Genomic DNA, 26,616 nt, shown 5'->3' with positions numbered 1-26,616 from the left:
AGTGGGGACGACCGAATGTGTCAAGCATTCCGGGGGTTTTTACCCGCCGGATCAAGCCATTCGCTTGTCGATATGCCGCTGTTCGCGCAGCTGCGGGAAGATGCGGCTCCAGACGACGGCAACGATCATGGCACCGAAGCCGCCGATGACCACCGCAGGCACGGGCCCAAGGAGATGGGCCACGGTTCCGGCGCGGAATTCGCCTAGTTCGTTCGAAGCACCGATGAATACCGAATTGACCGCATTGACGCGACCGCGCACCTCTTCGGGCGTCCAGAGCTGCATGATGGTTTCGCGAATAGTGACGCTGACCATGTCGGAGGCACCAACCAGCGCCAGCGCCGGAATGGAAACCCAGACCGTGGTCGAAAACCCGAAGATCACGGTGAAGGCGCCGAAGAGGCCGACAAAAAGGAAGAGAATCTTGCCGGCATGATCGCGCACGGGGAAGCGGGTCAGGTAAAGCGCCATGAGGATGGCGCCGATCCCCGGCGCGGCACGCAGCAGACCAAGTTCGACCGGACCGGCGTGGAGGATGTCCTTCACATAGACCGGAAGCAGCGCCACGGCGCCGCCCATCAACACGGCGAACATGTCGAGCGAGATGGCCCCGAGCACGACCTTGTTGGAGAAAATATAGCGGAAGCCGCCGAAAATGGTTTCAAGGCTCGTCGCCTGATGCGACTGGCGCTGCAAGGGCTTTGGGATCAGCAATACGGTTACGACGGCGCAGAGCAGCAGCACGGCGCCTGTGCCGAAGGCGAAGGTCGGCGAGATGCCATAGAGCAGGCCGCCCGCGGCCGGGCCGGTGATCGAGGCAAACTGCCAGGCCGAGGCATTGACGGTGATGGCATTGGAGAGAGCTTGCGGCGGCACCAAGTTGGGCGCCAGCGACTGCGCGGCGGGTCCCCAGAAGGCCCGGGCAGTGCCGAGGAAAATCAGCACGACGAAAATCGGCCAGACTTCATGCGCTTCGGCATTGACCAGGGTCAGGAACGCCAGCGCACAGATGAGTTCAATGCAGAGACAGATCGCCATGATGCCGCGGCGATTGAAGCGATCCGCCGTCAGCCCGGTCACCAGCATGAGCAGCAGCGCGGGCAGGAAGAGGCACAGTCCTACCAGCCCGAGCAGGAAGGCATTGCCGGTAACGTCATAAATCTGCCAGGCGATGGACACCGACATGATCTGCACCGCAAAACTCACCAGCAGCGTGGTGAGCCAGAAAAAGCGGAAACCGATATAGGTGAAGGCGAGTTTCGACGGCTCTGTAGGCTGGGGCGTGCTCATGATGCCCCGGCATGACACTTTGCCGCAACAAGGTCAAAGGCGGAATCGGACCGAACGGTTCGCCAGGGCCTACTCTGTTGCAGGTTTATCCGTCGCCGGCTTCTGTCGATTAGGATTGGGGCGCTCGTGGCGCCGGTCGATCGACGAGATAACCCCACGCAGCGTCCGGATTTCCTGGCTGGTGAAGCGTCCGCGTGTCAGGGCTGTGCGCAGGTTATTGACCATGCTCGGCCGCTTGTCCGGCGTGGTGAAAAAGCCAGATCCATCCAGCACACCTTCGAGATGTTCGAAAAGCCCGGTGAGCTCCTCGCGCGGCGCAGCTTCGTCCAAACCCTCGCTGAACGGCAAGGCCTTGCCGGCCCCACCATGCCGCCGCCATTCGTAGGACATCAGCAACACGGCCTGGGCGATATTGAGCGAGGCAAAGGCCGGCTCCACCGGGAGGGTGACGATGGCGTCGGCCATGGCGACTTCGTCATTGAGCAGCCCCCAGCGCTCGCGCCCGAAGAGCAGCCCAGCGCCCTGCCCGGCCGAAATGTGCTGGGCCATATTGATGGACGCTTCCTCGGGGCCGAGCACTTCCTTCTGCATGTCGCGCGACCTAGCGGTCGTTGCGTAGACAAGCTTGAGGTCGGCAATGGCCTCTTCGAGCGTTTCGAACACGCGAACCTTTTCAAGCACGTGGTCTGCCTTCGAAGCGGCAGCTACGGCCTTTTCATTGGGCCAACCGTCGCGCGGACGCACCAGGCGCAGGTCCCACAGGCCAAAATTGGCCATGGCGCGCGCCGCCGTGCCGATATTCTCGCCCAGTTGCGGTTCGCACAAAATAATCGCCGGCCCGGGGGCCAGCGTGATGGGTACGGAAGTATCGGTGCCTGCCATTTTGCCGCCATCCAGCCAAACTGGCGGGCGGCATAGCGCAAATGTGCGCCTCGGGCAAATCAGGCGACGCGTTCACGCAAGGGAAGCGGATGAACCTTGGACGAAGCCTGCCATTCGCGATCGAGAATGGCGAAGTGCAATTCCTCGTCCCACTCGCCCTGAAACAGCGCATGTTCACGATAATGCGCTTCAAGCCGCATGCCGAGTTTTTGCATCAGCTTGGCGGAATGATGATTGCGGCCGTCACATCGCACGAAAACCCGGTGAATACGATAGTGGCCAAAGGCCAGATCGAACATCGCCGTCAGTGCTTCGGTGAGAAAGCCATTGCCCGCATAGGCGGGATCAATGGCGAAAAGCAGCTCGCCCTGGCCCGCCGTCGCATCAGACCAATGCAGCGACACGTGTCCCAGCACCGCCTTATCGCCCTTGCGCTGCATGGCGAGCGTCAGCGTATCGCCAGGACGCTGCAAGCAGACCTGGCCACGCATGATTTCCACCGCAGCGGCAACATCTTCGGGATATCGCGTGGGCCGCACCAGATAGCGCTGCACCGCCGGCAGCATGTGATAGCGGCCGACAAGCGCCACATCGGCACGCTCAAAGTGCCGCAATTGCAGGCGTTCGGTGGCCAAGGGAAATTCGAGTCCGGTCATGATGGTCAATACCCCTCCGTGTAGCTGATTGAACGCTCTAGGCAGACAACGGCACGCCGGGTCGGGAGTTCCTGCCATCGTTAATGAAATTTGTATTTCAAAGGCGAGGGAACAAAGCGCTCTCGCGGGTCGGCCAAACGGCAAGACTCGGGCGCTACAGACCTAGGGAAAACGCGACAAAATCGACTACGGCTCAACCGCCGTTACGCCATTCGCGACGAAGTACAGCATAGACGAATTCCTCGTCCCAATCACCCTTGAACAGCGCGTGCTCGCGAAAATGTGCCTCGCGTCGCATGCCCAGGCGTTCCATCAGCCGCCATGACGAGTCGTTACGCGCGTCGCAACGGGCAAAAATGCGATGAAGATCAGCCCCTTGAAAGCCGAGATCAAAGAGCGCGCTGGCGGCCTCGGTCGCATAACCCCGTCCGTGATGATCCGGATGAAAAATCCAGCCGATTTCGCCCTGTCTCGCATCCTCGGAGCGTAGGATCAGCGACATTTCTCCGATCAGCGTATCCGACTCGGTCACCACGGCCGCCAGCACGATCTTGTCGTCCTCGGCCGACCAACTGGTCTGCAAAATGCGCTGCTGAATGGCCAGCGCACATTCCTCGCGACTAAGGGGCGCATCGAAGAGATAGAGCGCCACGTCTTCCCGGCTGCGATAGTCCAGAACAGCGTCGACATCGCCGCGGGTAAACGGGCGAAGTGTCAGGCGCGGCGTGGTGATCGGCAGGTCGGGGAAAAAAGCCATGAGGCTCCTCGTTTTGGCGCGGGAGTTTCCTCGACCACGCGCCTTCTGGCAAGACTTGCAGCGCCGCGGGCCGCATGCGAGCCTCATAAAATGACCAGCCAAGCCAAGAACGAACTCAATCAGAGCGGCCGCTGCGACTGTGGAGCCATCGTGCTGCATGCGCATGGTCGCATCGTGTCCATGTTTCACTGCTCCTGCGAAAACTGCCAGCGCGCCACTGGCGCTGGCCATTCCTCAGTTGCATTGTTCCACACCGAAGCGCTGCGGGTCGTCGGCGCCACCAAGGCGTTCTCCCGGCCAGCCGCCTCGGGCGCCACCTTCACGCGCCATTTCTGCCCCGAATGCGGCACGACGATCTTTGCCCAAAGCTCGCGCGCCCCAGCACTGCGCATCGTGCCGGTGGGTATTTTTGCCGGGGACAATGCCTGGTTCAAACCCAACCAGCTGATTTTCTCGCGCAGCTATCAAAACTGGGACCTGGTAGCCGACCACCTGCCCTGGCACGAGACGTATCGGCAGGAGGACAAGGCATGAGCATGGCAACGGAAGAACTGGCCGAGCGCATCCGGGCCGCGCTGCCGCCGCGCGTTCATTGCCTTGAAAAGAGAATGTTCGGCGGCATCGCCTTCATGTACCACGGCAATATGTTGGTCGTGCCACTCAAGGACGGCAGCTTGCTGGCGCGGGTTGGCAAGGACGGGATGGACGAGGCATTGGCCCTCTCCGGCGCCAGCATCATGGACATGGGCGGGCGCAGCATGGGCGGTTTTGTGGTAGTTTCGGGCGATGCGCTCGAGGATGACGACGACCTCGGCGAATGGCTGCAACGCTGCCTGCGCTTCGTCCAAACTCTGCCGCAAAAATAGAGGCAACAAGCGGGCATGCCCCCTTGCCCGACCCGTCTTTGCGCTTTTCGCGGGTGATGGTATAGGGGCAACCGAAACCGGCCGAGGGGCCAAACCAAGGTATCTTAGGGAGTTATCCGATGAGCAAGATCAAAGTCGCCAATCCGGTGGTGGACCTCGACGGCGATGAAATGACCCGCATCATCTGGCAGGCGATCAAGGACAAACTGATCCATCCCTACCTCGATCTCGACATCAAGTATTATGATCTCTCGATTGAAAACCGCGACGCCACCAACGATCAGGTGACCGTGGATTCGGCCAATGCCATTCGCGAATATGGCGTCGGCATCAAGTGCGCGACCATCACCCCCGATGAGCAGCGCGTCGAGGAATTCGGCCTCAAGAAAATGTGGAAGTCGCCCAACGGCACCATCCGCAACATTCTCGGCGGCGTGATCTTCCGCGAGCCCATCATCTGCAAGAACGTACCGCGCCTCGTTCCTGGCTGGACCCAGCCGATCATCGTCGGCCGTCACGCCTTTGGTGACCAGTACCGCGCCACCGACTTCACCTTCCCCGGCAAGGGCACGCTGACCATCAAGTTCACCGGCGAAGACGGCAAGGTCATCGAGCACGAAGTTTACCAGGCTCCGGGCGCCGGCGTGGCCATGGCCATGTACAACCAGGACGCCTCGATCCGCGATTTCGCCTATTCGAGCTTCAACTACGGCCTCGCCCGCGGCGTGCCTGTGTACCTCTCGACCAAGAACACCATCCTCAAGGTCTATGACGGCCGCTTCAAGGACATCTTCCAGGAAATCTACGACGCCGAATTCAAGGAAAAGTTCGAAGCCAAGAAGATCTGGTACGAGCACCGCCTGATCGACGACATGGTCGCTTCGGCCCTGAAGTGGTCCGGTGGCTATGTCTGGGCTTGCAAGAACTATGACGGCGACGTGCAGTCCGACATCGTGGCGCAGGGCTTTGGCTCGCTCGGCCTGATGACCTCGGTTCTGGCAACGCCCGATGGCAAGATCGTCGAATCGGAAGCCGCCCACGGCACGGTGACCCGTCACTACCGCCAGCACCAGCAGGGCAAGGAAACGTCGACCAATTCGACCGCCTCGATCTTTGCCTGGACCCGTGGCCTCGCCCACCGTGCCAAGCTCGACGACAATGCGGCGCTGGTCAAGTTTGCCTCGACGCTGGAAAAGGTCACCGTGGACACGATCGAAGAAGGCAAGATGACCAAGGACCTGTCCCTGCTCGTCGGCCCCGATCAGCCTTGGCTCTCGACGATCGGCTTCCTCGACGCCATCGACCAGAACCTGCAGAAGGCCATGGCGTAAGCCTTTCTGAGCGGACGGAAATGAATGAGGCCGGGTCGCAAGACCCGGCCTTTTTGTTTGGTGCCTACCCCCACCTAGCCTCCCCCTGGTAGGGGGAGGGATTTATCGAGTTTGCCGAAGGGTCTGTGAGCCCAAATCTGTCCCTCCCCCTACCAGGGGGAGGTTAGGTGGGGGTTTTTCTCTACTTCTTCTTCCCGCCAGCCGCCGCGGCCTCGATCGTCAACTCGAACCGTTCGCCCGCCTTGATCGTCACCGGCGTTTCACTTTCGACATCCGCTTTCTTGCTGAGGACCATGTAGTCGCCAGCCGCCAGCGTGGTCTGAAAATTGGGGCCATAGCCATAGTCGAAGGACTGGCGATTCCCGGCGATGTCCTTGGCGGCGCTGAAGATTTCGACATACTCGTCGCTCGGCGTGACGATCGAGAGCACACCGGCATCCAGCAGCACCGGGACATCGGTGCGCTCGGCTGTCGCGACACTGAACGGAACCTGCCCGCGGGTGCCACCGAGCTTGTAATCCATCACATAATCGCCGGCCGGCAGCTCGTAATTCTGCTCGCCATTGTAGCCATAGGCGACAGATTTGCGGGTACCATCGAGCGCCACCTTTGCCTCGAAAATTTCCATGAAGATGTCGTCCTCGACCTTGGCACCGGGCGCATATTCCGTGCTGAAGAACACGACGCCGGTGCCGAGGATAACGTCCTCGTCGATGGTTTCGCCCGCCTTGGGATTGTATGTGCGGCTGACCGAGGCTTCGCCAATGGTTACAATGGCTTCGAGCGCACCCGCCGGGACCACAATGTCCACATCGCCATAGTCATAGGCCAGATATTCGCCATTGAGTTTGATCTCGGTCGACGCGTCTTCGGAAACTTCGGCGCCCTCGCTCGACATCGGATGCAGCTTCAGGATCGCCGCGTTGAGCACGAAGTGCGGTTTGGCCACCTTGCCATCCTGGATGGTGATCGGCTGGGTCGTTGCCGCCGAACCTATCTCGACCTTGAGGATGTATTTGCCGGGCTCCAGCGCGCCCTCAAAATTCGAATAGTAGCCGGTGCCGATATATTCGCCCTCGCCACCTTCGGCATTTGGTTTGTACCAGCTCCAGACAATGTCGTGCGTCTCGTCAACGATATCCGGACCGCCCTCGGCGAAGGATACGGTTGGCTTGAGGTTGTAAGCCGTTACCCGTTCGGGCGCGGGCTCGGGGGCCGGTTTAGGCTCAGGTTCGGCCTGAACCACCTGCGCTACGGTCCTCGTCAACGCATCAACAAGGCCAGCACCATCGGCGGCGGACAGGTATTGGCCGCCGGTATTTTCGGCGAGGCATGCAACCTCTTGCCCCTCCTCGTCCGAGAGGCCAAAGCCGAGCACATGGGTGGTAAAGTCGATCCCCTGCCCTTCAAGTTCGGTTGCCAATTTGCAGGGATCGACCTCGCAGGTTTCGAGGCCATCGGTGATCAGGATTACCGTCGCCTTTTCCTCGGTGAACCGCAGGTCTTCGGCCGCCAGCCGCACCGCGTCCGAGATCGGCGTCATGCCCTTGGGATTGATTTTTTCGGCAGCGGCGGCAATCGCGGGGCCGGTGCCGGCCGCCGGCTCGACCAGCATTTCGATATCGCCGCAATTGCCCTTTTCGCGATGACCATAGGTCATGAAGCCCAGCTCAAGATCATCGGGCAAATCGGCGAGCACCGAGGCCAGGGTTTCACGCGCTATGGTGATACGCGCCTTGCCATCGATCTGCGCCCACATCGAGCCCGATCCATCGAGCACGATGACGGCGCGTTCTGCGGCCATGGCCGGCAAAGCCATGCCGATGGCCGCCACGGCGCCCAAGGCAAATTTCTTCCAGAACTGCATAGTGATAGCCCTCCAACACTGCAGCCCTCGGGCCGCGCGAACCCAGCTAGCCTCTTGGCGCCTGAAAGCGGAATGAACGCGATGTTCATGCCCGCAGGCGGCAGATTTCGGCGCAATCTTGCCAGAGTTTGCCTATGTCGTGCATCTGATCTTTGGGGGAGAGAGAATCGTGCGGAAAAGATGGCTGCTATTGCCGGTGGCGCTGGTTGCCGGAGTCTATCTATTCAATGCGAGTTGGCGTGTATCGATGCCGGAGGGCGGCGGCATCAGGCTGATCGCCCATCGTGGCGTGCACCAGACTTTTGACCGGGCGGACCTCGAAAACGACGCCTGCACAGCCCAAAGAATCGATCCGCCGCGTCATGATTATCTAGAGAATACAATAGCTTCCATGCAGGCGGCCTTTGCCGCCGGGGCCGATATCGTCGAACTCGACGTGCACCCAACCATCGACGGCCAGTTTGCCGTGATGCATGACTGGGCAGTCGATTGCCGCACCGAAGGCATGGGCGAAACCCGCGGCCACAGCATGGCCGAACTCAAGGCGCTCGACATCGGCTATGGCTATACTGCCGACGGCGGTGAAACCTATCCGTTCCGCGGTAAATTCTCAGGGCAAATACCTGAATTAAAAGAGGTTTTCGCCGCCCTTCCCCAGGAAAAATTCCTCATCAATTTCAAAAGCCGGGAAGCCCGCGAGGGCGACATCCTCGCAGCTCTGCTTACGGATCATCCCGAATGGCGCCCCACCGTCTGGGGCGCCTATGGCGGCGATGAACCAACCTTTCGCGCCGCCGAGCTGATCGATGGTCTCCACGTCTGGTCGCGGCGCGGTCTTCTCGACTGCCTTGTACAATACGAACTCCTCGGCTGGGCCGGGGTGGTGCCGGGGGCGTGCAAAAACACGCAGGTGATGATTCCCATCAATGTCGCGCCCTTCCTCTGGGGCTGGCCAAACCTCCTTCTCGCCCGGCTCGAAGATGCCGGCAGCGAAGTCATTCTGCTCGGGCCTTATGGCGCCGGCGATCCCGGCACGGCCGGCATCGACGACATCATAACACTCGAACAAGTACCCGGGGATTTCTCCGGCTATGTCTGGACCAACCGCATCGAAGTGATCGGGCCGGCGCTGGGGCGCGGAATCTGGGCGAACTAGCGCCGTATTGTCATGACGGACGGGAAAATGGCTTGTATGGTAACGCTATTCCCGCTCGAATGCTCCCATTTCTGACTTTCGTGGTACCGCGATGCCCGTCGGCGTCATTCTGGCCTTTTTGGCCTATGCCGTTTTTTCCGTGTCCGACGCCCTGATCAAGGCCACGGGCCCGTCCATGTCGGTCTTCGAGATCGCCTTTTTCACCACCAGCTTCTCGATCATCCCGGCCATGCTGACCAAGCGCGGCGAGCGCTGGCGCGATATCTACAAGCTGCACCACCCCTATCTGGTGCATTTGCGCTGCACGACGGCGATTCTCGGCACCGCTTGCGTGATGTTCGCCTTCACCCACATTCCCTTTGCCGATGTCTATGCCATTGGCTTTACAACGCCTTTGTTCGTGACGCTGCTCTCGGTACTGCTGCTGCGCGAATTCGTGGCCGTGCACCGCTGGGTATTGCTGTTCATCAGCTTTCTGGGCGTTGTACTGGTGATCCGGCCGGGCCTGCGCGAGCTGGAACTGGGGCACTACGTGATGATGATCGCGGCCGTGCTCGGCGCGGTGACGACGACTGTTCTGCGGCACGTGGCGCCCAGGGAGCGCAAGGTCAGCCTTGTCGGCCTGCAGGTGCTTTATTCGGGCATTTTCAATGCGATACTGATGGTCCCGACCTTCGTCATCCCCTCGCTGGAACAACTGGTCATTCTGCTCGGGATCGGCCTTCTCGGTGGCATTGGCGGCCTGTTGCTGATCCAGGCAAGCAAGCAGACGCCGGCCAATCTCATCGCCCCGGTTCAATATAGCCAGCTGATCTGGGCCATCCTTTTTGGGGCAATGTTCTTTGGCGAATATCCGGACTGGATCGCCATTGTCGGCATGTTGATCGTGGTTGGCGCGGGGCTCATGAACGTGCTGAGCGAAAAGCGGCCGATCCGCTGGAAGCCGCGTGTTTTCTTCTTCCGTATCGGCGAATAGGGCGGGCTTGGGTTAGCAGACTGTTAGCATCGAGCGTCCCAAATGCGAAAGCCGCGGCATGACCGCGGCTTGCACTATCCGAACATCGATCGGCGCTGACTAGATCAGCGCACGGATCACCGTGCGCCAATTAGATCAGCGCACGGATTGCCGCGACGGCATCGTCAGCCTTGGTTGCGTCGGGTCCGCCGCCCTGGGCCATGTCGGGACGGCCGCCGCCACCCTGGCCGCCAAGCGCAGCAGTCGCCGATTTGATCAGCGTGCCGGCAGCATAGCGGCCGGTGAGATCGTCGGTGACCCCGATCGCGACGGTGCCCTTACCGTCTTCGCCCTTGAGCACGATGACGACGACGCCCGAGCCGATGCGCTTCTTTTCGGCATCGACGACGGTCTTGATGTCTTTGGCAGCGACGCCTTCGACGACACGGCCGACAAAGGTGACGCCATTGACGGTCTCGGTGGCACTGCCGCCTTCGCCGCTGCCGCCGAGCGCCAGCTTCTGGCGGGCATCGCTGAGTGCCTTTTCGGTGCTCTTGATCTGGTTCTGCAGCGCCTCGATGCGCTCGAGCACTTCGTGGGTGCCGGAACGGAGAAGACCCGCGGCGGCGGAAACGATGTTGACATTGGTATTGCCGCGATGGCGCGCGGCCTTGCCGGTCAGGGCTTCGATGCGGCGGACGCCGGCAGCCGAAGCCGTCTCGGTGACGATGGACACCAACCCAATATCGCCGGTACGGCGCACATGGGTGCCGCCGCAGAGTTCGACGGACCAGCCAAGGCCGTTGCCGGTCGGCTCGCCCATGGAAACGACGCGGACTTCATCGCCGTACTTTTCGCCAAAGAGCGCACGGGCGCCCGATTCCTTGGCTTCCTCGACACCCATCAGCCGCGTTTCGACCGCGGTGTTCTGGAGGATGATGGTGTTGGCGATGTCTTCGACTTCAGCCAGTTCCTGCGGGGTCATCGGCTTGGTGTGCACGAAATCGAAGCGCAGCCGATCGGCCGAAACCATGGACCCCTTCTGGGCGACGTGGTCGCCAAGGACGAGGCGCAGGGCTTCGTGCAACAGGTGGGTGGCCGAATGGTTGGAGCGGATCGAGGACCGGCGCTCGTGATCGACGATCAGTTCGACGGCTTGCCCGAGCTTGAGCGTGCCCTCGGTGACCTTCACCTTGTGGCTGAAAACGCCGTGGTGCTTGCCGGTGTCCAAAACTTCGGCGGCAAAGCCTTCGCCCTTGATGACGCCGGAATCGCCGACCTGGCCGCCGCTCTCGCCATAGAACGGGGTTTGGTTGACGACGACGACGCCTTCCTGGCCCGCAGCGATCGAAGCGACTTCGGCGCCATCGACAAGCAAAACCTTGATTTCACCTTCGGCGGTCTCGGTTTCGTAGCCAAGGAATTCGGTCGGGCCGAGCTTGTCGGCAAGGCCGTACCAGACCGTGTCGGTGGTGGCTTCACCCGAACCGGCCCAGTTTTTGCGGGCCTCGGCCTTCTGCTGCGCCATGGCGGCGTCAAAGCCGGCCTGATCGACGGTGATATTGCGATTGCGTAGGGCGTCCTGCGTCAGATCGAGCGGGAAGCCATAGGTGTCGTGCAGCATGAAGGCCGTGGTGCCATCGAGGACGGCGCCCTCGCCGAGATCGGCGGTTTCGGCTTCGAGAATCTGGAGACCACGGCCGAGCGTTTTGAGAAACCGGCCTTCTTCGAGACGGACGGTTTCGGCGATCATGGCTTCGCCACGGCTGAGTTCGGGATAGGCCTGACCCATTTCGCGGACCAGGGTCGGAACCAGCTTGAAAATCGTCGGCTCATTGGCGCCGAGCAGGGTCGCGTGGCGCATGGCGCGGCGCATGATGCGGCGCAGCACATAGCCGCGACCTTCATTGGAGGGCAGCACGCCTTCGGCGATCAGGAAGCTCATCGAGCGCAGGTGGTCGGCAATGACGCGCAGGCTTCGATTGCCCGGGCCGTTGACGTCGGCATTGGTGGCATGGGCCGCCGCCCCGATCAAAGCCTTGAAGAGATCGATGTCATAATTGTCGTGAACGCCCTGCATGACGGCGGCGACGCGTTCGAGACCCATGCCGGTATCGATCGATGGGCGCGGCAAGCCAGTGCGCGAGCCGTCCGCATGCTGTTCGAACTGCATGAAGACGAGGTTCCAGATTTCGATCCAGCGATCGCCATCCTCGTCAGCCGAACCCGGCGGGCCGCCCCAGACCTTGTCACCATGGTCGAAGAAAATTTCAGAGCACGGACCGCAGGGACCAGTATCGCCCATCTGCCAGAAATTGGACTTGGCGCCGAGGCGGACGATGCGATCTTCGGAGAGACCGGCGATCTTCTTCCAGAGTTCGAGCGCTTCATCGTCGTCTTCGTAGACGGTGACCATCAGCCTTTCGCGCGGCAGGCCCCAATCCTTGGTGAGAAGATTCCAGGCCAGTTCGATGGCTTGCGGCTTGAAATAATCGCCGAACGAGAAATTGCCCAGCATTTCAAAGAAGGTGTGGTGGCGCGCGGTGAAGCCAACATTGTCGAGATCATTGTGCTTGCCGCCGGCGCGAACGCACTTTTGGGCCGTGGTCGCCGTCGAATAGGGACGCTTCTCGACGCCGGTAAAGACGTTCTTGAACTGCACCATGCCGGCATTGGTGAACATCAGCGTCGGATCATTGCGCGGGACGAGCGGGCCCGACGCAACGGCTTCGTGGCCATTGCGGGCAAAGTAATCGACAAAGCTCGAACGGAGATCGTTTACGCTGGTCATCAACTAGCTTTCATGCGGAACGGACACGGCGCGCGTCCAATAGAAACGTGGCTTTCTATCGTGCAAAACGCCGAAGTGTCCAGCTTTGCGGCAATATTGCGGTGGGAGAAAGTGGGCGGGAGCCAGAGCGACCGTGCATACCGTACCCCCACCCTTGATCCCTCCCCACAAGGGGGAGGGAGGCGATGGGCTTTCTTCCCGCGTCAACCTCAGAAATCCCCGCGCGACTAACGGCTCTTTCGTCTCCCTCCCCCTTGTGGGGAGGGATCAAGGGTGGGGGGCGGCAAGCGCGGAAATAATAGCTTCCATCACTCCATCCAGATTTGCCGTCACTTCGTAATTGGTGAACCTGACAACTCGAAAACCATCAGCAGCAATTCGCTGATCGCGACGCGCATCATATGCCTGGGCACCGCCCACAAAATGAGTGTCGCCATCAACTTCAATGACAAGTTTTGAGCCGTGGCAGAGGAAGTCCACGTAGTATGGACCGATTTGAACCTGCCGGCGGAAGTGATGACCTTGCGTCCGCAATTCTCTGAGGAAGGACCAAAGCTTCGCTTCCGGTCCCGGCATTGATTTCCGAAGCTGCCGCGAACGTTCGATGGTCACTGACACCTCCACCCTCACCTCTTCTCCACAAGAGGGGAGAAAGGCGTTAGACGACCTTTCAGTGCATAACCAAATCTACAAAAAGACCCCCGCTTTTGGCGAGGGTCGAGAGATTGCATGGGATCGGCAGAGGTTATTCGTCGCTGGATGCGTCGTCGTCACCGCCGCCGGCAACGAGAAGGACTTCGCCGAGGAGGCCGGAGCTTTCGCGGACCCCTTGCTCGATCGTGTTGGCGATCTCGGGATTGTCCTTGAGGAACTGGCGGGCGTTTTCACGGCCCTGGCCAAGGCGCTGGCTATCCCAAGAGAACCAGGCGCCTGACTTATCGACAATACCGGATTTGACGCCGAGATCGAGCAATTCGCCGGTCTTGGAAATGCCTTCGCCATACATGATGTCGAATTCGACCTGGCGGAACGGCGGAGCAAGCTTGTTCTTGACCACTTTTACGCGGGTCTGGTTGCCCACGATCTCTTCACGATCCTTGAGCGCGCCGATGCGGCGGATGTCGAGGCGGACCGAGGCGTAAAACTTGAGCGCATTGCCGCCGGTCGTCGTTTCCGGCGAGCCGTACATCACGCCGATCTTCATGCGGATCTGGTTGATGAAGATGACGAGGCATTTTGACTTGGAAATCGACGAGGTCAGCTTGCGCATGGCCTGGCTCATCAGGCGTGCCTGCAGACCTGGAAGCGCATCGCCCATTTCGCCCTCGAGTTCGGCGCGCGGGGTGAGCGCTGCAACCGAGTCGACGACAAGAACGTCGATGGCGCCAGAGCGGACCAGTGTATCAGTGATTTCGAGCGCCTGTTCGCCAGCATCGGGCTGGGAAATAAGAAGGTCATCGACATTGACGCCGAGCTTGCGCGCATAGATCGGGTCGAGCGCATGTTCGGCATCGACAAAGGCGCAGATGCCGCCCGCCTTTTGCGCTTCGGCAATGACATGCAGCGCCAGCGTCGTCTTGCCCGAGCTTTCCGGCCCGAAAATCTCAACGATACGGCCCTTGGGCAGGCCGCCGATGCCAAGCGCGATATCGAGGCCCAGCGAACCCGTCGAAATCGATTCCACCTCGATCGAGGAGGCCTCGCCAAGGCGCATGATCGAGCCCTTGCCGAAATTGCGCTCAATCTGGCTCAGCGCCGCAGCAAGAGCCTTGTCCTTATCCATCGATCCACCCTCAACAACGCGAAGCGGCGAGCTAGCCATAATTTCTCTCCTTATTTCACGCTCTCGAAGGCCACGCAACGCAGCGGGTCGAGAGATCAATGTCCATTCATTGTGCTTATTTTGTTCTCATTTTGTTTTCGCCCTGTCAAGGGACAAAAAGAGAACATTGCAATTGACGTCCTCCCTCCCTTATGCTGATTCTACGGCACACGGAGACGACGACTCGCAAAAGTATGATTTTTGACTGGACAGGGTGAGGCCGGTTGCGTTTTATGCCGCCAAGCCGCTGAGAAGGCCCCAGGAGGCAAGGAAAGTCATGCACCTTATCCAGTATTTCGACGCCAATGGCGCGCGCGCCGTGGCCGTGACCCAGAACGGGGAAACCCGCCAGGTGCAGGGCGTGGCGAGCGTCTACGAGCTTGCGCAGGCAGCGCTGAGCGGCGGCGGGCTTGCTGCCGCGGTTGCCGCACGCGGGCTTGGCGCTATCGTCGACAAGGCGGCCTTGCTGGCCGAGGGACGGCTGCTGTCGCCGATCGACCATCCCGATCCGACCCATCTCCATGTGACCGGCACGGGCCTGACCCATCTTGGTTCGGCCGCAACGCGTGACGCCATGCACAAGGCCAATGGCGACAAGCCGGCGGGCGAACTGACCGACAGCATGAAAATGTTCCGCATGGGACTGGAAAACGGCAAGCCGAAGGGCGGCGAAAAGGGCGTGCAGCCCGAATGGTTCTACAAGGGCAACGGCCATATCGTCGCCAATCCGGGCCAGCCGATCCCCTCCCCGTCCTTTGCGCTCGACGCGGGCGAAGAGCCCGAGATCGCCGGCATTTATCTGATCGATGCCAATGGACAGCCGCGGCGCCTCGGCTTTGCGCTGGCCAATGAATTTTCCGATCACGTGACCGAGCGGATCAATTATCTGTACCTGGCGCATTCCAAGCTGCGGGCTTGTTCGTTCGGACCGGAACTGCGCGTGGGCGATCTGCCGAACCATATCGAAGGCGTGTCGCGCATTGTTCGCGATGGGAAAGTGCTTTGGGAAAAGCCGTTCCTCTCGGGCGAGGACAATATGAGCCACACCATCGCCAATCTCGAATATCACCACTTCAAATATGACCTCTTCTGCCAGCCGGGCGATGTGCATGTGCACTGCTTCGGCACGGCGACGCTGAGCTTTGCCGACGGCATTTCGACCAGGGAAAGCGACGTTTTCGAGATCGAGGAAAGCCAGTTCGGCCTGCCGCTGCGCAATCCGGTGCATGTGGAAGACGAAAAGCCGGTTGTGATCAACGGCCTCTACTAAGGTCGGTGGCGCGGGCGCCTTTACTCGCTGCAACTAACATGTCAGTTAGTTTGCCGCGAATTGAGGAGCCCGCGCATGACCACCCGTACTTTCGAAAAGCGCCCGATCGGCGAGACCGCACTCGAGGTCACGACGCTGGGGCTGGGTTGCGCTTCGCTGGCCGGCATTTTTACCGGCGTACCGGCAGACCAGGCGCGGGCAACGGTGCGGCATGCACTCGATATGGGCATCAACTATGTCGATACGGCGCCGCAATATGGTCTCGGGCGCTCCGAGCATCTGGTGGGCGACGCGCTGCGCGAGGCGCCGGTGCGGCCGGTGCTGTCGTCCAAGGTGGGGCGGCTGTTGCGCCCGGTCGATCCGGCGACGCAGGACAAGGGCAATTGGGTCGATCCCCTGCCCTTCGATCAGCAATATGACTATAGCTATGATGGCGTGATGCGCTCTTTCGAGGACAGCCGGCAGCGGCTGGGGCTCGAAAAGATCGACATTCTCTATGTGCACGATATCGGCACCGCGACCCATGGCGCCGAGGGCAACAAGCCGCTCTGGGCGCAACTGGCGGCTGGCGGCTACAAGGCCCTGCGCGAACTGCGCGACAGCGGCGAGATCGGGGCTATCGGTCTCGGCGTCAATGAGTGGCAGGTGTTGATGGACGCCTTTGCGTTGGGTGATTGGGATGTGTTCCTGCTCGCCGGGCGCTATACGCTCCTGGAACAAACCGCACTGACCCCATTCATGACCACCTGCATCGAGCGCAAGGCCTCGGTGGTGGTTGGCGGGCCGTTCAATTCCGGCATTCTGGTTGGTGGCGACAAGTTCAACTATGCCAAGGCGCCGGATGATGTGGTGGCGCGCGTGCGGGCCATCGAGGCGGTATGCAGGGAATTCGGCGTGCCGCTGCCGGCGGCGGCCTTGCAGTTTCCGCTGACCCATCCCGCAGTCTGCAATGTGCTGCCCGGACCGCGCTCGCCCGAGGAGCTGGATGGCATTCTCGCCTGGTGGGACGCGAAAATTCCGGATGAACTCTGGACCACCCTGGCGGCAAAGGGCCTGCTGGCGGAAGGCACGCCTATTCCCGGCGGCACCGCTTGACGCGACGCAAATAGCTCCGCTATACATAACCAAATAGTTTTGTAGAGGAGCACTTGAATGGCCGATGCCACGCGGCTGGACGCAACCTTTCACGCCCTTTCCGATCCGACGCGCCGGGCTATCCTGGCGCGACTGGCGCGCGAGGGCGATGTGACGGTCATGGATCTCGCCGAGCCATTCGCCATGAGCCAGCCGGCGATTTCCAAGCATCTCAAGGTTCTGGAAAAGGCCGGTCTCGTCTCGCGCGGGCGCGATGCGCAAAAGCGTCCGGTGCATCTTGAAGCGCAGCCGCTGGCCGAGGTGACAGGCTGGCTGATCGAATACCGTAAATATTGGCAGGCGCAATTCGAGCGGCTCGACGATCTGCTGGAGGAATTGCAGCAGCTCGAAAAGCTCGCGGGGAAGAACTAGGGCCCGTTGACATAAGTCATTCGGGCACGCCCTCGTGGTTCGAGGCTACGCTGCGCTTCGCACCTCACCATGAGGTCTACTTTTGCGTCAGTTCGAGCGTCGAAAGTGGGTATCGGTTTGCGGGACAGGCGTGAGAGACAGGGAGAGTAAGATGCAGTTTGGTGATCCGCTTTCGGTGACCTCGCCGAGCGATACGCAATTGGTGATCTCGCGGGCTTTCGTCGCCCCGCCGCATCTCGTTTATGCCTGCTATACGCAACCGAGCCTGATCCGGCGCTGGTTGACCGGGCCGGATGGCTGGACCATGCCGGTCTGCACCTATGACGCGCGGGCGGGCGGCGGCTATCGGTTCGAATGGCACGGACCGGACAGCGGGTATCTGGCGGTCGATGGAAATATCACAGCCATCGATGCGATCCGCTATATCGATGCCGAGGAGCGGTTCGAGGCCGGCGAGATGGGCCCGCCTTACCGTTCGGAACTGGAATTTCGGCTGAAAGATCACGGCACGCTGGTAGTCAACAGCCTCACCTACGCGTCCATGGCGCATCGCGACCTGGTCGTTTCGACCGGCATGGCCGAGGGGATGGAATTCAGCTTCAAGGGCCTCGACCGATTGCTGGCGGACGAACAGACAGCGCCGCGTTAACCCTCAGACGCATTCCGCATGAGGCCTGGTCTCTTCCAATGCTATGAAGCGCCTGGAGGCCGAGGACATGCGGAAGCTGTTTGATCCCCTGCACTACTTGTACGATCCGCCGGTGCGCGGGCCGCTTCAACTCGTGCTCGTTCTGGTGAGTTCGGCCATCTATCTCTTCTATCGGCCGGGCCGCTTCATGAACCGCCGGCCGAGCGTGTTTGAAGAGTTCCAGAGCGGAAATCCGTCCGAATTGGCGGTGCTTATCTCGCTGGGGCTTTTGCTCTGGATCGGCTATGCGATTGCCGTGACCATCATGGACTACCGCAACGGGCACTTTTAGGGCGTGCGATGCTGACAGTCTGGGGACGCAAAACCTCGTCTAACGTTCAGGCGCTGATGTGGTGCATCGGCGAGTTCGGGCTTGCCTATGAGCGCCACGATGTGGGCCATCGCTTTGGCGGCAATGATACGCCGGAATTCCTGGCGATGAACCCCAATGGCACCGTGCCGGTGCTGCAGGATGGGATCGGGGAGCCGATCTGGGAAACGGGAGCCATTCTGCGCTATCTCGCGGCGCGCTATGGGGCGCCGGACTTCTGGCCGAGCGATCCGGCAGAGCGGGCGCCGATCGATCAATGGGCCGAATGGGCCAAGATCAATGTCACGCTGTCATTCACCGGGCCGGTGTTCTGGCGCGTGGTCCGGACCGCGCCGTCGAAGCGGGATCAGGCCGGCATCGATGCGGCGCTGGGTAAGCTCAACGCCATTCTGGCGATTGCTGAAGCGCAACTGGACCGGCATGCCTTTCTGGCCGGGCCGGCGCTAAGCCTTGCCGATATTCAATTCGGTCACGTGCTCTATCGCTACTTCGATATCGACATTGTGCGGCCGGACTGGCCCAATATCGAGCGCTATTATCAGGCGCTGACGCAGAGGGTTGCGTTTCGCGAGCATGTGATGGTGTCGTATGAGGAATTGCGGGTAACGGACTGATACGTCAGTTTAAGTCCAGCGCGTAACCTTTTAGAATTTCAATGGGAACCAGGTCCAGAACCTTGCGGTTCGTGGCGCGCAGATAGATGCGCGGGGCCCGGCCGGCTTCATGGGCTTGCAGCCAGCGGACGGCAACGAGGCACCAGCGATTGCCGGGCACGACGCCGGGAAAGGCGAATTCCGGGCGCGGGGTCGAAAGATCGTTGCCGACCGATTTCGAGAAAGCGAGGAAGTCGGCCGTCGCCTCGATGCAGATGATGTGGACTGCCGCGTTTTCAGGACCGGCGGCGCAATAGCCCGAGCGGAAGAAGCCGGTCAGGGGATCGTCGGAACAGGGCTGCAGCAGTTCGCCGAGGACGTTGTATTCCTCGGAGCCTTCCAAATTGGGCTGAGTGGTCACTGCAGGCTCCTGGGAAGTCGTATTATCTGCGATCGACCAGTACCATAGCACAGGAGCCCTTGGGAAAGGCACGTGGCAAGTGGAGCTTCCGACCACGCGGCCCGGTGCCACGCCCTCGCCCTTCGAGGCTACGCTACGCTTCGCGTCTCAGGATGAGGGCTACTGGGAGCGAGGGGGCAAAACCCTACCCGTCCAGCTTGTCCTGGCGCTGGAGCACTTCCTTGACCTTGGAGTTGATCTGGTCGAGCGAATAGGGCTTTGGCAGGAAATCGACGCTCTGGTCGTCCTCGATGTCGCGGCGGACGCTTTCTTCGGCGTAGCCGGAGACGAAGATGATCTTCAAATTCGTCATCTTGTCGCGAATGACCTTGAGCATGGTCGGGCCGTCCATTTCGGGCATGACCACGTCGGAAATGATGAGATCGACCTTGTAATCGAGGTCTTCGAGCACTTCGAGCGCTTCCTCGCCGCCATCGGCCTCGAACACTTCATAGCCGGTCGTGCGCAGAGCCCGGGCGGAGAAGGCCCTGACGCTTTCCTCGTCTTCAACGAGAAGGATGCGTTCGTGGCCGGTGAGGTCCTTGGCGGGCGCGGCGGCAGCGATGGTCTTGGCGGCGGTTTCTTCAGCCGTCGGAACATAGCGCGGCAGGAAGATCTTGAAGGTAGTGCCGACGCCGAGGACCGAGACCGGGTAGATGAAGCCTTCGGTCTGCTTGACGATGCCGTAGACGGTGGAAAGGCCGAGGCCCGTGCCCTTGCCCAGTTCCTTGGTGGTGAAGAAGGGCTCGAAAATCTTGGCCATGATTTCGGGTGACATGCCGGTGCCGGTATCCTGCACGTCGATCAGCACATAGTCGGCCGGGACCATGCCCTCGAACTTGAGTTCGCGGGTATCGTCCTCGGTGACATTGCTGGTGCGCACGGTGATCGAACCGCCATCGGGCATGGCGTCGCGGGCATTGACGACGAGATTGATGATGACCTGTTCGAGCTGCACCACGTCGGCGCGGACGGGCCAGATATTGCGGCCATGTTCGACCGAAAGCTGGTTCTTCTCGCCGATCATGCGCTTGAGGAGCACCGTCAGATCATCGACGATCAGCGGCAGTTCGAGGACCTGCGGGCGGAGGGTCTGGCGGCGCGAGAAGGCCAGCAGCTGACGGGTGAGGCCAGCGGCGCGATTGGCATTCTGCTTGATCTGCATGAGCTCGGAGAACGAGGGATCGCCCGGCTTGTGCTTGAGCAACAAGAGATCGGAGAAGCCGATGATGGCGGTCAGCAGATTGTTGAAATCGTGCGCGACGCCACCGGCAAGCTGGCCGACGGCCTGCATTTTCTGGCTCTGGGCGAACTGGGCTTCGAGTTTGCGCTGATCGGTCATGTCGAGAGCATAGACATTGACCTGCTCGGGCGAGCCGGCGCTGACTTCGGAGGCGGAAATATAAAGGCGAACGGCGTGGTCGCCTTCGACGCTGAGGAGGGCATCGACCGGCTCGACCTCGGTGCGCTGGGCTGTGGCGTCGAGGAGTGCTTTGCCGAGCTTGTCGCGGCTGCCTTCGCCGATGAGATCGTGCAGCGGCTGGAGTTCGAGGCTCTTTTCCTCGCCGGACCAGCGGAAGATGCGGCCGAAGGGCGCATTGGTGCGCACGATGCGGCCTTCGCCGTCGAGGGTGGCGATGGCAAAGGGCGTGTCGTTGAAAAAGCGCGAGAAGCGGACTTCGGCGGCGCGCAGTTCTTCCTCGTTTTCGGGCGCACTGGAGCGATCGAGGACGAGGGTGCGGGTTTCGCCCAATTCGCCATCGGCAAGGCGGGCGGCGCGGTGCAACAGGCGGACCGGCAGCGCGGTGCCGTTGCGGCGCACGAGGTCGATATCGATGATCTCGGTGGTGATCTCGCCATCGCGGCGGCCACGCATGAGGAGGGTCGCGCCATCGCCGCGCACGACATCGCCAAGGCTGAGGTGGCCGGCATTGAATTCGGCGAGGTCGTAGCCCAGCCAATCGGCGAGGGTCGAATTGAGATATTGAATGCGGCCCTGCGCATCGGCCGAGAAAAAGCCGGCGGGGGAATGGTCGAGATAATCGATGGCGCGTTGCAGATCGAGGAAGGCGGTCTCGTTGTTTTCGCGGTCACGCGTGATGTCTTCGACGGTCCAGGCAACGACGGGCTTGCTGGTTTCATCGGTCTGGGGGAGCGGGCGCACGGCGACGCGATACCAGAAAGCGCGGTTGGTTTCGGTCTGCGAGCCGCCGAGGCCGCCGACGATGCGGACATCCTCGATGGCGTTGCGGCCATCCTTGGCAGCGCGGGTCAACCGGTACATGGCCTCACCGGCATCGGCCTGGCCGGAAAAGAGCCGCGGCACGCTGACGGGGACGCCATTGTTGAGCGCGCCGGCAAACGTGCCATAATGGGCATTGGCATAGGCGATCTTGCCGTCGCGATCGGCAACGACGATGCCGCGGACGACCGTATCGACCAGAGCCCGGGCAATGGTGCGGCGCTCTTCGGCGGCGGCGAAGCGGAACAGGCCCGCAGCAAGACCGAAGAGGAAAAACACCCCGGCCACGGCCAGAAGGCCGACAAAAATCATCACCACTTCGGGCGGCAGACGATCGCCGAAAAGAGCAAAGGTGGCGGCAGCGCCGATGATGACGAGGCCAAGCGCGGCGACGCGCCAGAGACCGGCTCCGCCCCGGGGCGAAGCAACCAGCGGATCGGGGTAATTGTCCTCGCCGAGCGGGGTCGTTGCCATGGGTCGAAAAACTCCAGCGCTGGGACCAATCTTCATTCAACTGAATGCCGGCGGGTCCCCAACCTGCCCCGATTCGGGACACTCCCACTGGTCTATCAAATGGGTCGCCGCCATGGGAGTGCGAAGGCGGTTTTTAACACCCGAGACCGGCCCGAAGGCGACTTGCACACGCCATTTGTACGAGAGGAGAGGGAAAATCGATCGCTTCACCATCATTTCAGGCTGTTCGGGCGGCGGAAAATCAACGCTGCTCGAAGAACTGGCGCGCCGGGGCTTTTCGGTAATCAAGGAGCCGGGGCGGCGCATCGTCGCGGCGGAACTCGCTGGAGACGGCAAGGCACTGCCCTGGATCGATGCCCACGCATTCCTGCGCGAGGCCATCGCGCTGTCGCTCGAAGATCTGGAGCGGGCGAGCGCCCTGCCCGGCCGGGTTTTCTTCGACCGGGGATTGCTCGATGCGGCTTCGGGATTGGGCGAGATAACAGGCGAGCCGGTCTTGCGGCAGTTTGCCGGGCAATGGCGGTTCAATACCAAAGTGTTTTTGACCCCGCCCTGGCCGGAAATCTACCAGCAGGACGCGGAGCGCCAGCATGGGCTCGATGCCGCGATCGAGGAATATGAGCGGCTGCTGCGGGACTATCCCGCGCTCGGCTATGACGTGGTGGAACTGCCGAAAGTGTCGGTCACCGCGCGGGCCGACTTCGTGCTAGGGCACCTCGGGCACTTGCGAAACGCCTTTACTGCCGCGCCTTCCAGCTTTGGCCGTGCTTGAGGCGCATGACGAAGCCGATGATTTCGGCGACGGCCTTGTAGTGATCGGCGGGAATATCCTGATCGACATCGACGGCGGCAAACAGCGCGCGCGCCAAAGGCGGGTTCTCGATGATCGGCACCTCGTTTTCCTTGGCGACGGCGCGGATGCGCAACGCGACGGCATCGGCGCCCTTGGCGACGCAGCGCGGGGCGCCCATGCCCTTGTCGTATTTGAGCGCGACGGCATAGTGCGTCGGGTTGGTGACGACCACGGTGGCGTCGGGCACCGCCTGCATCATGCGCTTGCGGGCTTTTTCCTGACGCAGCTGACGAATGCGGCCCTTCACATGCGGGTCGCCTTCCATCTGCTTATATTCGTCGCGCGTTTCCTGAACCGTCATCATCTGCCGCTTCCACCATTTCTGGCGGGTGTAAAAGTAGTCGGCGGCGGCGATGAAGGTGACGACGATGAGCACGGCGGTGAGGATTTTCACCCCCAGCTCCTGAAAATCCATCAGGATAATGATGGGGTCGGCCGTCATCATGGTGTCGAGGCGGTCGCGCTCGGGCCAGACCACCATGACGACGACGATGCCGACCACGGCGATCTTTATGAGGCCCTTGCCGAAATTGACCAGGGCATCGGTGGAAAAGAGGCGCTTTGCTCCCGCGATCGGGGAAATTTTCGAGAGTTTCGGCGTGACCGGCTCGGCCGAGAACAGCGGCTTATGCTGCACCAGATTGGCGAGAATGCCGCAGACATAGAGGACGGCGAGCGGGGCAAGCACCGCGCCGATCATGGCGAAGGCGAGGCCATTGAAAAAGGCCGAAAAGCCCGCTCCTTCAACGTCGAAGCGATCGGCATTCATCATGATGACCTGCAGGGGATTGCTGATCTGCAAGGACACCCAGGGTGCCATCGAGGCGAAGACGATGGTCGTGCCGATCAGCATGAACCAGGTGGTGACCTCCTGGCTTTTGGCGACGTCGCCTTTCTTGTGCGCTTCCTCAAGCTTCTTTTGGGAGGGGTCTTCTGTTTTGCTGTCTTGCTCGGGGGCTTCTGACATCGACTACCCCCGCCACATGGCCAGATGATTTTCGAAGGCGGAGAGATACCACCCCATCATCATCATGAGCAAAAGCGCGAACAGCAGCAGCCCGGCCAGGATATTGGCGGGCATGAGAATGAAATAGACCTGCAATTGGGGCATCAGGCGCGACAGAATGCCGGCGCCGAGGTTGAAGACCAGGCCGAAAACGATGAACGGGGCGGACATCTGCACGCCCACGGAAAAGGCGCCGGCGACCGTTTTCAGCGCCAGTTGCATTGCATCTTCCGACATGATCGGCATGGTCGGCGAAAACACGTCATAACTGTCATAGATCGCCGCCAACGCCATGTGATGGAGGTCGGTGGCAAAGATCAGCGTGATGCCGAGGAACGACAGGAAGCTGGTAAAAACCGCGCTCTGCATGCCCTGCTGTGTCGGATCGGCCGCCATGGCGCCGGAAAGACCGGCCTGAAAGGCAACGACGGCGCCGGCAATCTGGGTGGCCATGGTGGTGATGCGCACGATGCCGCCGATGATGAGACCGACCGCAAGCTCATGGAAAAGCAACGCCACCATGCCCGGAATATCCTGGGGCATTGGGGGCATGATGGTGGAAAGCAGCGGATAGAGCACGAAGGTGAACATCAAGCCGAACGCGAGACGCAGGCGGGCCGGAATCGTATCTTCGCCCAAGGCCGGCAGCAGCATCAGCATGGCGCCGATGCGCGCGAAGAGGATCAGATAGGTAAAGGCCGCCGCGGGTGCCCAGTCGAGGTTGAGCGTCAACATCAGCCGCCGACGATGATCATGTCGATGACCCGCGACATGTAGGTGGACATGGTTGCGCCGAGGAACGGCAGCGTCAGCAGCATGGTGATGAAAATGGCGATGATTTTCGGAACGAAGACCAGGGTCTGTTCCTGAATCTGCGTCAGCGCCTGAAACAGCGCAATGACCACGCCGACGATAAGGCCGACGAGCATCATCGGCAAGGACACGATGATCAGCGTCCAGATGCCCTGATTGGCAATGTCGAGCACTTCGGCGCCGGTCACGACTCAATTTCCTTTGCGGTCACGCGCAAATGGTAACTGATTCCTGAATAGGCAGCGAATTCTAAGCCGGAGCGCCTCACAACTAACCGATGTCACCCCGGCGAAGGCCGGGCCCATCCCCGGATCTCAAGATGGGCCCCGGCCTTCGCCGGGGTGACATCGAGAGGGGGATGGCGTCAGATCGTATCCGGCGCCTTAGATCGGCATGCTCATGATCGATTCATAGGACTGGATCACGCGGTCGCGGATGGTCACGATGCTGTCGATGGCAAATTCGGTCTGCGACATGGCGGTGACCATATCGACGACGTTCGCCTTGCCGTTGACCATGTCGATGGCCATCTGGTCCGAATGCTTGCCCTGATCGACGACGCCCTGGACCGACTGGGCCAGCATGGCGGCGAAGTCATTGCCCCCATTGCCCGGATTGGTGCCGAGCTGGGCGCCCGGCATCGAGGCCTGGGTCAGCATGCGGGTTGCCGCGTCGCTGAGCGTGGCGATGGCGGTTGGATCGGCGGCGCGGCCGCTTTCGGTCACGGACTGGACCGACTGGGCCAGCATCTGCGCGAAGTTTGGACCGCCGGCAACGCCGGCGATGGCGGCTTCCGCCTCGGGACGGCTGAGCTGCGATGCGAGGCGGCTGGCATTGCCATAGGCCGCTGCTGCGATATTGAATGGTGTTGACGCCACGATAATTGCCCCCAGAACCGTTAGCCGCGCAGGATGTCGAGCGTTTGCCCGAGCATCTGACGAGTGACGGAAACGACGTTGAGATTGGCCTCATAACTGCGCTGGGCCTCGCGCATATCCATCGTCTCGATCAGTGTGTTGACGTTGGGGTATTGAACGTAACCTTTCGCATCGGCGGCCGGATGGCCGGGCTCGTAGCGATTGTTGAAGTCGCTCTGGTCATAGGCCAGCTTGCCCATGGTGACGACGCGGCCGCCGAGCTCGTTGTTCATCACCGTTTCAAAGGTGGGAACGCGGCGGCGGTAGGGATCGCCGCCCGGCGTCGAGGCGGTGGAATCAGCGTTGGCGATATTTTCGGCGATGACGCGCATGCGGGCCGACTGTGCGTGCAGTCCCGTGGCGGCAATGCCGATTGAGGTATTGAAATCCATGGATTAGGGCCCTTCCCTTATGCGGTCTTGCCGAGTGCGGTCTTCAATATCTTGACCGATTTCTGGTAGAGGGAGGTCGCGGCCTGATAGTCCATCATATTGGTCGTGACCTTCATCATCTCGTCTTCGAGCGTGATGCCGTTTCCCTTTGGCGTGATCTCGAAATTGACCATTTTATCGTCGGTAAAACTGTTGCCGCCGCCGATAGAGGTCGAAAAGTGCCGGGGCTGCGTCGTCGCCGTGCTAACGACAGGTGCCTGGACGACGCTGAAACGGTCTTCGAAATTGTATTGCTTCAGGTCGCGTCCCTTGAAGCCAGGATTGTCCGCATTGGCGACGTTTTCGGCCAATAGACCCTGACGGGCCTGATGCCAGCGCATCTTGTCCGTCAGCGCCGAAAAGACCGGCATGTCCAGCAACCCCATCGCGACTACTCCCGAGTCCAAGTCAGATAGGCAAAACCTGCCCAATCAGGGTTAAAGAACCGTTAATAGCGCACCCATACTGTCCTAAAATGCCTCGCATTCTGCATGATTGCCTGATTTGACTGGGCAGAAAATGCCCGACAGAGTCGGGTGGCCACTCTAAAGCGCGTCGCGATCCCCTAACGATTCGCACTCCACGCTTTACCCTTTTGTTGTTACGCATGCCTTTGCCCGAAACCGGCGACCATTTTCGGGGGCATGCTCAGGAGTTAG

Annotated in this window: 28 protein-coding genes; 12 read left to right on the top strand and 16 right to left on the bottom strand. The window is 61.0% G+C overall.

Annotated elements, in window-relative coordinates; translation table 11 throughout:
- Positions 1-51: 51 nt before the first annotated feature.
- The 4 genes from ASD83_RS01805 to ASD83_RS01790 all read right to left on the bottom strand — a co-directional run bounded on the left by ASD83_RS01805 (position 52) and on the right by ASD83_RS01790 (position 3,585).
- Positions 52-1,290 carry an MFS transporter gene (locus tag ASD83_RS01805; RefSeq protein ID WP_056307384.1) on the bottom strand — a complete coding sequence of 413 codons (1,239 nt, stop codon included), beginning with the start codon at positions 1,288-1,290 and terminating at the stop codon, positions 52-54.
- A gap of 69 nt (positions 1,291-1,359) precedes the next feature.
- On the bottom strand, positions 1,360-2,172 hold the full coding sequence (locus tag ASD83_RS01800; RefSeq protein ID WP_056307382.1) for an RNA methyltransferase: 813 nt from the start codon (positions 2,170-2,172) through the stop codon (positions 1,360-1,362).
- Between the two features lie 59 nt (positions 2,173-2,231).
- Complete coding sequence (locus tag ASD83_RS01795) at positions 2,232-2,828, bottom strand: GNAT family N-acetyltransferase (protein ID WP_162249109.1); 597 nt, start codon at positions 2,826-2,828, stop codon at positions 2,232-2,234.
- A gap of 193 nt (positions 2,829-3,021) precedes the next feature.
- Entirely contained in the window at positions 3,022-3,585 is a 564-nt protein-coding gene (locus ASD83_RS01790) for a GNAT family N-acetyltransferase (protein ID WP_056307378.1), read from the bottom strand.
- A 90-nt stretch (positions 3,586-3,675) separates the two neighbouring features.
- Between ASD83_RS01790 and ASD83_RS01785 the strand changes: the two genes are divergently transcribed.
- The 3 genes from ASD83_RS01785 (at position 3,676) to ASD83_RS01775 (ending at position 5,782) form a co-directional block, all read left to right on the top strand.
- The gene (locus tag ASD83_RS01785) at positions 3,676-4,119 is read left to right on the top strand and encodes a GFA family protein (RefSeq protein ID WP_056307376.1); all 444 of its coding nucleotides are present in this window, start codon (positions 3,676-3,678) and stop codon (positions 4,117-4,119) included.
- On the top strand, positions 4,116-4,451 hold the full coding sequence (locus ASD83_RS01780; protein ID WP_200946443.1) for a TfoX/Sxy family protein: 336 nt from the start codon (positions 4,116-4,118) through the stop codon (positions 4,449-4,451). Before ASD83_RS01785 ends, ASD83_RS01780 begins: the two co-directional genes overlap by 4 nt.
- A gap of 119 nt (positions 4,452-4,570) precedes the next feature.
- A complete protein-coding gene (locus tag ASD83_RS01775; protein ID WP_056307371.1) occupies positions 4,571-5,782 on the top strand; it encodes an NADP-dependent isocitrate dehydrogenase in 1,212 nt (403 codons plus the stop codon).
- A gap of 181 nt (positions 5,783-5,963) precedes the next feature.
- Here the strand turns inward: ASD83_RS01775 and ASD83_RS01770 are convergent, their stop codons facing one another.
- Entirely contained in the window at positions 5,964-7,649 is a 1,686-nt protein-coding gene (locus ASD83_RS01770) for a vWA domain-containing protein (protein ID WP_056307369.1), read from the bottom strand.
- 169 nt (positions 7,650-7,818) lie between these two features.
- Between ASD83_RS01770 and ASD83_RS01765 the strand changes: the two genes are divergently transcribed.
- Both ASD83_RS01765 and ASD83_RS01760 read left to right on the top strand, forming a co-directional pair.
- Positions 7,819-8,805, top strand: coding sequence for a glycerophosphodiester phosphodiesterase family protein (locus tag ASD83_RS01765; RefSeq protein WP_056309787.1), 987 nt, complete (start codon positions 7,819-7,821; stop codon positions 8,803-8,805).
- 91 nt (positions 8,806-8,896) lie between these two features.
- Entirely contained in the window at positions 8,897-9,781 is an 885-nt protein-coding gene (locus tag ASD83_RS01760; RefSeq protein ID WP_056307367.1) for a DMT family transporter, read from the top strand.
- A gap of 130 nt (positions 9,782-9,911) precedes the next feature.
- Here the strand turns inward: ASD83_RS01760 and alaS are convergent, their stop codons facing one another.
- The 3 genes from alaS to recA all read right to left on the bottom strand — a co-directional run bounded on the left by alaS (position 9,912) and on the right by recA (position 14,373).
- Complete coding sequence (gene alaS, locus ASD83_RS01755) at positions 9,912-12,551, bottom strand: alanine--tRNA ligase (RefSeq protein ID WP_056309785.1); 2,640 nt, start codon at positions 12,549-12,551, stop codon at positions 9,912-9,914.
- A gap of 267 nt (positions 12,552-12,818) precedes the next feature.
- Complete coding sequence (locus ASD83_RS20560) at positions 12,819-13,163, bottom strand: endonuclease domain-containing protein (RefSeq protein WP_156385687.1); 345 nt, start codon at positions 13,161-13,163, stop codon at positions 12,819-12,821.
- 133 nt (positions 13,164-13,296) lie between these two features.
- Positions 13,297-14,373: a recombinase RecA gene (gene recA / locus ASD83_RS01745; protein WP_056307363.1), complete on the bottom strand. Its 1,077-nt coding sequence runs from the start codon at positions 14,371-14,373 to the stop codon at positions 13,297-13,299.
- A 277-nt stretch (positions 14,374-14,650) separates the two neighbouring features.
- Here recA and araD1 point away from each other — a divergent pair, with 277 nt between their 5' ends.
- The 6 genes from araD1 (at position 14,651) to ASD83_RS01715 (ending at position 18,782) form a co-directional block, all read left to right on the top strand.
- The gene (araD1, locus tag ASD83_RS01740) at positions 14,651-15,643 is read left to right on the top strand and encodes an AraD1 family protein (RefSeq protein WP_056307360.1); all 993 of its coding nucleotides are present in this window, start codon (positions 14,651-14,653) and stop codon (positions 15,641-15,643) included.
- A gap of 75 nt (positions 15,644-15,718) precedes the next feature.
- Positions 15,719-16,738 (top strand): aldo/keto reductase, encoded by a 1,020-nt coding sequence (locus ASD83_RS01735; protein WP_056307358.1) that lies wholly within the window; start codon positions 15,719-15,721, stop codon positions 16,736-16,738.
- 57 nt (positions 16,739-16,795) lie between these two features.
- Positions 16,796-17,149, top strand: coding sequence for an ArsR/SmtB family transcription factor (locus tag ASD83_RS01730; RefSeq protein ID WP_056307356.1), 354 nt, complete (start codon positions 16,796-16,798; stop codon positions 17,147-17,149).
- A gap of 151 nt (positions 17,150-17,300) precedes the next feature.
- Positions 17,301-17,798 (top strand): SRPBCC domain-containing protein, encoded by a 498-nt coding sequence (locus tag ASD83_RS01725; RefSeq protein ID WP_056307354.1) that lies wholly within the window; start codon positions 17,301-17,303, stop codon positions 17,796-17,798.
- Positions 17,799-17,865: 67 nt separating this feature from the next.
- A complete protein-coding gene (locus ASD83_RS01720) occupies positions 17,866-18,129 on the top strand; it encodes a hypothetical protein (RefSeq protein ID WP_156385686.1) in 264 nt (87 codons plus the stop codon).
- A gap of 8 nt (positions 18,130-18,137) precedes the next feature.
- On the top strand, positions 18,138-18,782 hold the full coding sequence (locus ASD83_RS01715) for a glutathione S-transferase family protein (RefSeq protein WP_056307351.1): 645 nt from the start codon (positions 18,138-18,140) through the stop codon (positions 18,780-18,782).
- Between the two features lie 4 nt (positions 18,783-18,786).
- Here the strand turns inward: ASD83_RS01715 and ASD83_RS01710 are convergent, their stop codons facing one another.
- Both ASD83_RS01710 and cckA read right to left on the bottom strand, forming a co-directional pair.
- Positions 18,787-19,182 (bottom strand): DUF2237 family protein, encoded by a 396-nt coding sequence (locus ASD83_RS01710; RefSeq protein ID WP_244489078.1) that lies wholly within the window; start codon positions 19,180-19,182, stop codon positions 18,787-18,789.
- A 184-nt stretch (positions 19,183-19,366) separates the two neighbouring features.
- Entirely contained in the window at positions 19,367-21,937 is a 2,571-nt protein-coding gene (cckA, locus tag ASD83_RS01705) for a cell cycle histidine kinase CckA (protein ID WP_056307347.1), read from the bottom strand.
- Between the two features lie 196 nt (positions 21,938-22,133).
- On the opposite strand from cckA, the gene ASD83_RS01700 reads away from it, so the two are divergent.
- Positions 22,134-22,709, top strand: a complete 576-nt coding sequence (locus ASD83_RS01700) for an AAA family ATPase (RefSeq protein ID WP_056309783.1) — start codon at positions 22,134-22,136, stop codon at positions 22,707-22,709.
- Here ASD83_RS01700 and flhB read toward each other — a convergent pair.
- The 6 genes from flhB to ASD83_RS01670 form a co-directional block, all read right to left on the bottom strand.
- A complete protein-coding gene (flhB, locus tag ASD83_RS01695) occupies positions 22,675-23,757 on the bottom strand; it encodes a flagellar biosynthesis protein FlhB (protein WP_056307345.1) in 1,083 nt (360 codons plus the stop codon). The two genes, ASD83_RS01700 and flhB, sit on opposite strands and share 35 nt — an antisense overlap.
- A 3-nt stretch (positions 23,758-23,760) precedes the next feature.
- The gene (fliR, locus tag ASD83_RS01690; RefSeq protein ID WP_056307343.1) at positions 23,761-24,531 is read right to left on the bottom strand and encodes a flagellar biosynthetic protein FliR; all 771 of its coding nucleotides are present in this window, start codon (positions 24,529-24,531) and stop codon (positions 23,761-23,763) included.
- Positions 24,531-24,797, bottom strand: a complete 267-nt coding sequence (gene fliQ, locus ASD83_RS01685) for a flagellar biosynthesis protein FliQ (protein ID WP_056307341.1) — start codon at positions 24,795-24,797, stop codon at positions 24,531-24,533. Before fliQ ends, fliR begins: the two co-directional genes overlap by 1 nt.
- 195 nt (positions 24,798-24,992) lie before the next feature.
- Positions 24,993-25,487, bottom strand: a complete 495-nt coding sequence (locus ASD83_RS01680; protein WP_056307340.1) for a flagellar hook-basal body complex protein FliE — start codon at positions 25,485-25,487, stop codon at positions 24,993-24,995.
- 20 nt (positions 25,488-25,507) lie between these two features.
- Positions 25,508-25,918, bottom strand: coding sequence for a flagellar basal body rod protein FlgC (gene flgC / locus ASD83_RS01675; RefSeq protein ID WP_056307338.1), 411 nt, complete (start codon positions 25,916-25,918; stop codon positions 25,508-25,510).
- Between the two features lie 17 nt (positions 25,919-25,935).
- Entirely contained in the window at positions 25,936-26,343 is a 408-nt protein-coding gene (locus tag ASD83_RS01670) for a flagellar basal body rod protein FlgB (RefSeq protein ID WP_056307336.1), read from the bottom strand.
- Positions 26,344-26,616: the final 273 nt, after the last annotated feature.

The organism is Devosia sp. Root685 (genome assembly GCF_001427875.1).
GTDB lineage: Bacteria > Pseudomonadota > Alphaproteobacteria > Rhizobiales > Devosiaceae > Devosia.
The sequence above is the reverse complement of the archived record's forward strand: the minus strand, read 5'-3'. Positions and strand labels throughout refer to the sequence as shown.

Excerpts from the sequence above, each read along its gene's own strand:
- ASD83_RS01805 (WP_056307384.1), bottom strand. The coding sequence starts at position 1,290 with ATGAGCACGCCCCAGCCTACAGAGCCGTCGAAACTCGCCTTCACCTAT.
- ASD83_RS01800 (WP_056307382.1), bottom strand. The coding sequence starts at position 2,172 with ATGGCAGGCACCGATACTTCCGTACCCATCACGCTGGCCCCCGGGCCG.
- ASD83_RS01795 (WP_162249109.1), bottom strand. The coding sequence starts at position 2,828 with ATGACCGGACTCGAATTTCCCTTGGCCACCGAACGCCTGCAATTGCGG.
- ASD83_RS01790 (WP_056307378.1), bottom strand. The coding sequence starts at position 3,585 with ATGGCTTTTTTCCCCGACCTGCCGATCACCACGCCGCGCCTGACACTT.
- ASD83_RS01785 (WP_056307376.1), top strand. The coding sequence starts at position 3,676 with ATGACCAGCCAAGCCAAGAACGAACTCAATCAGAGCGGCCGCTGCGAC.
- ASD83_RS01780 (WP_200946443.1), top strand. The coding sequence starts at position 4,116 with ATGAGCATGGCAACGGAAGAACTGGCCGAGCGCATCCGGGCCGCGCTG.
- ASD83_RS01775 (WP_056307371.1), top strand. The coding sequence starts at position 4,571 with ATGAGCAAGATCAAAGTCGCCAATCCGGTGGTGGACCTCGACGGCGAT.
- ASD83_RS01770 (WP_056307369.1), bottom strand. The coding sequence starts at position 7,649 with ATGCAGTTCTGGAAGAAATTTGCCTTGGGCGCCGTGGCGGCCATCGGC.
- ASD83_RS01760 (WP_056307367.1), top strand. The coding sequence starts at position 8,897 with ATGCCCGTCGGCGTCATTCTGGCCTTTTTGGCCTATGCCGTTTTTTCC.
- alaS (WP_056309785.1), bottom strand. The coding sequence starts at position 12,551 with ATGACCAGCGTAAACGATCTCCGTTCGAGCTTTGTCGATTACTTTGCC.
- recA (WP_056307363.1), bottom strand. The coding sequence starts at position 14,373 with ATGGCTAGCTCGCCGCTTCGCGTTGTTGAGGGTGGATCGATGGATAAG.
- araD1 (WP_056307360.1), top strand. The coding sequence starts at position 14,651 with ATGCACCTTATCCAGTATTTCGACGCCAATGGCGCGCGCGCCGTGGCC.
- ASD83_RS01735 (WP_056307358.1), top strand. The coding sequence starts at position 15,719 with ATGACCACCCGTACTTTCGAAAAGCGCCCGATCGGCGAGACCGCACTC.
- ASD83_RS01730 (WP_056307356.1), top strand. The coding sequence starts at position 16,796 with ATGGCCGATGCCACGCGGCTGGACGCAACCTTTCACGCCCTTTCCGAT.
- ASD83_RS01725 (WP_056307354.1), top strand. The coding sequence starts at position 17,301 with ATGCAGTTTGGTGATCCGCTTTCGGTGACCTCGCCGAGCGATACGCAA.
- ASD83_RS01720 (WP_156385686.1), top strand. The coding sequence starts at position 17,866 with ATGCGGAAGCTGTTTGATCCCCTGCACTACTTGTACGATCCGCCGGTG.
- ASD83_RS01715 (WP_056307351.1), top strand. The coding sequence starts at position 18,138 with ATGCTGACAGTCTGGGGACGCAAAACCTCGTCTAACGTTCAGGCGCTG.
- cckA (WP_056307347.1), bottom strand. The coding sequence starts at position 21,937 with ATGGCAACGACCCCGCTCGGCGAGGACAATTACCCCGATCCGCTGGTT.
- flhB (WP_056307345.1), bottom strand. The coding sequence starts at position 23,757 with ATGTCAGAAGCCCCCGAGCAAGACAGCAAAACAGAAGACCCCTCCCAA.
- fliR (WP_056307343.1), bottom strand. The coding sequence starts at position 24,531 with ATGTTGACGCTCAACCTCGACTGGGCACCCGCGGCGGCCTTTACCTAT.
- flgC (WP_056307338.1), bottom strand. The coding sequence starts at position 25,918 with ATGGATTTCAATACCTCAATCGGCATTGCCGCCACGGGACTGCACGCA.
- ASD83_RS01670 (WP_056307336.1), bottom strand. The coding sequence starts at position 26,343 with ATGGGGTTGCTGGACATGCCGGTCTTTTCGGCGCTGACGGACAAGATG.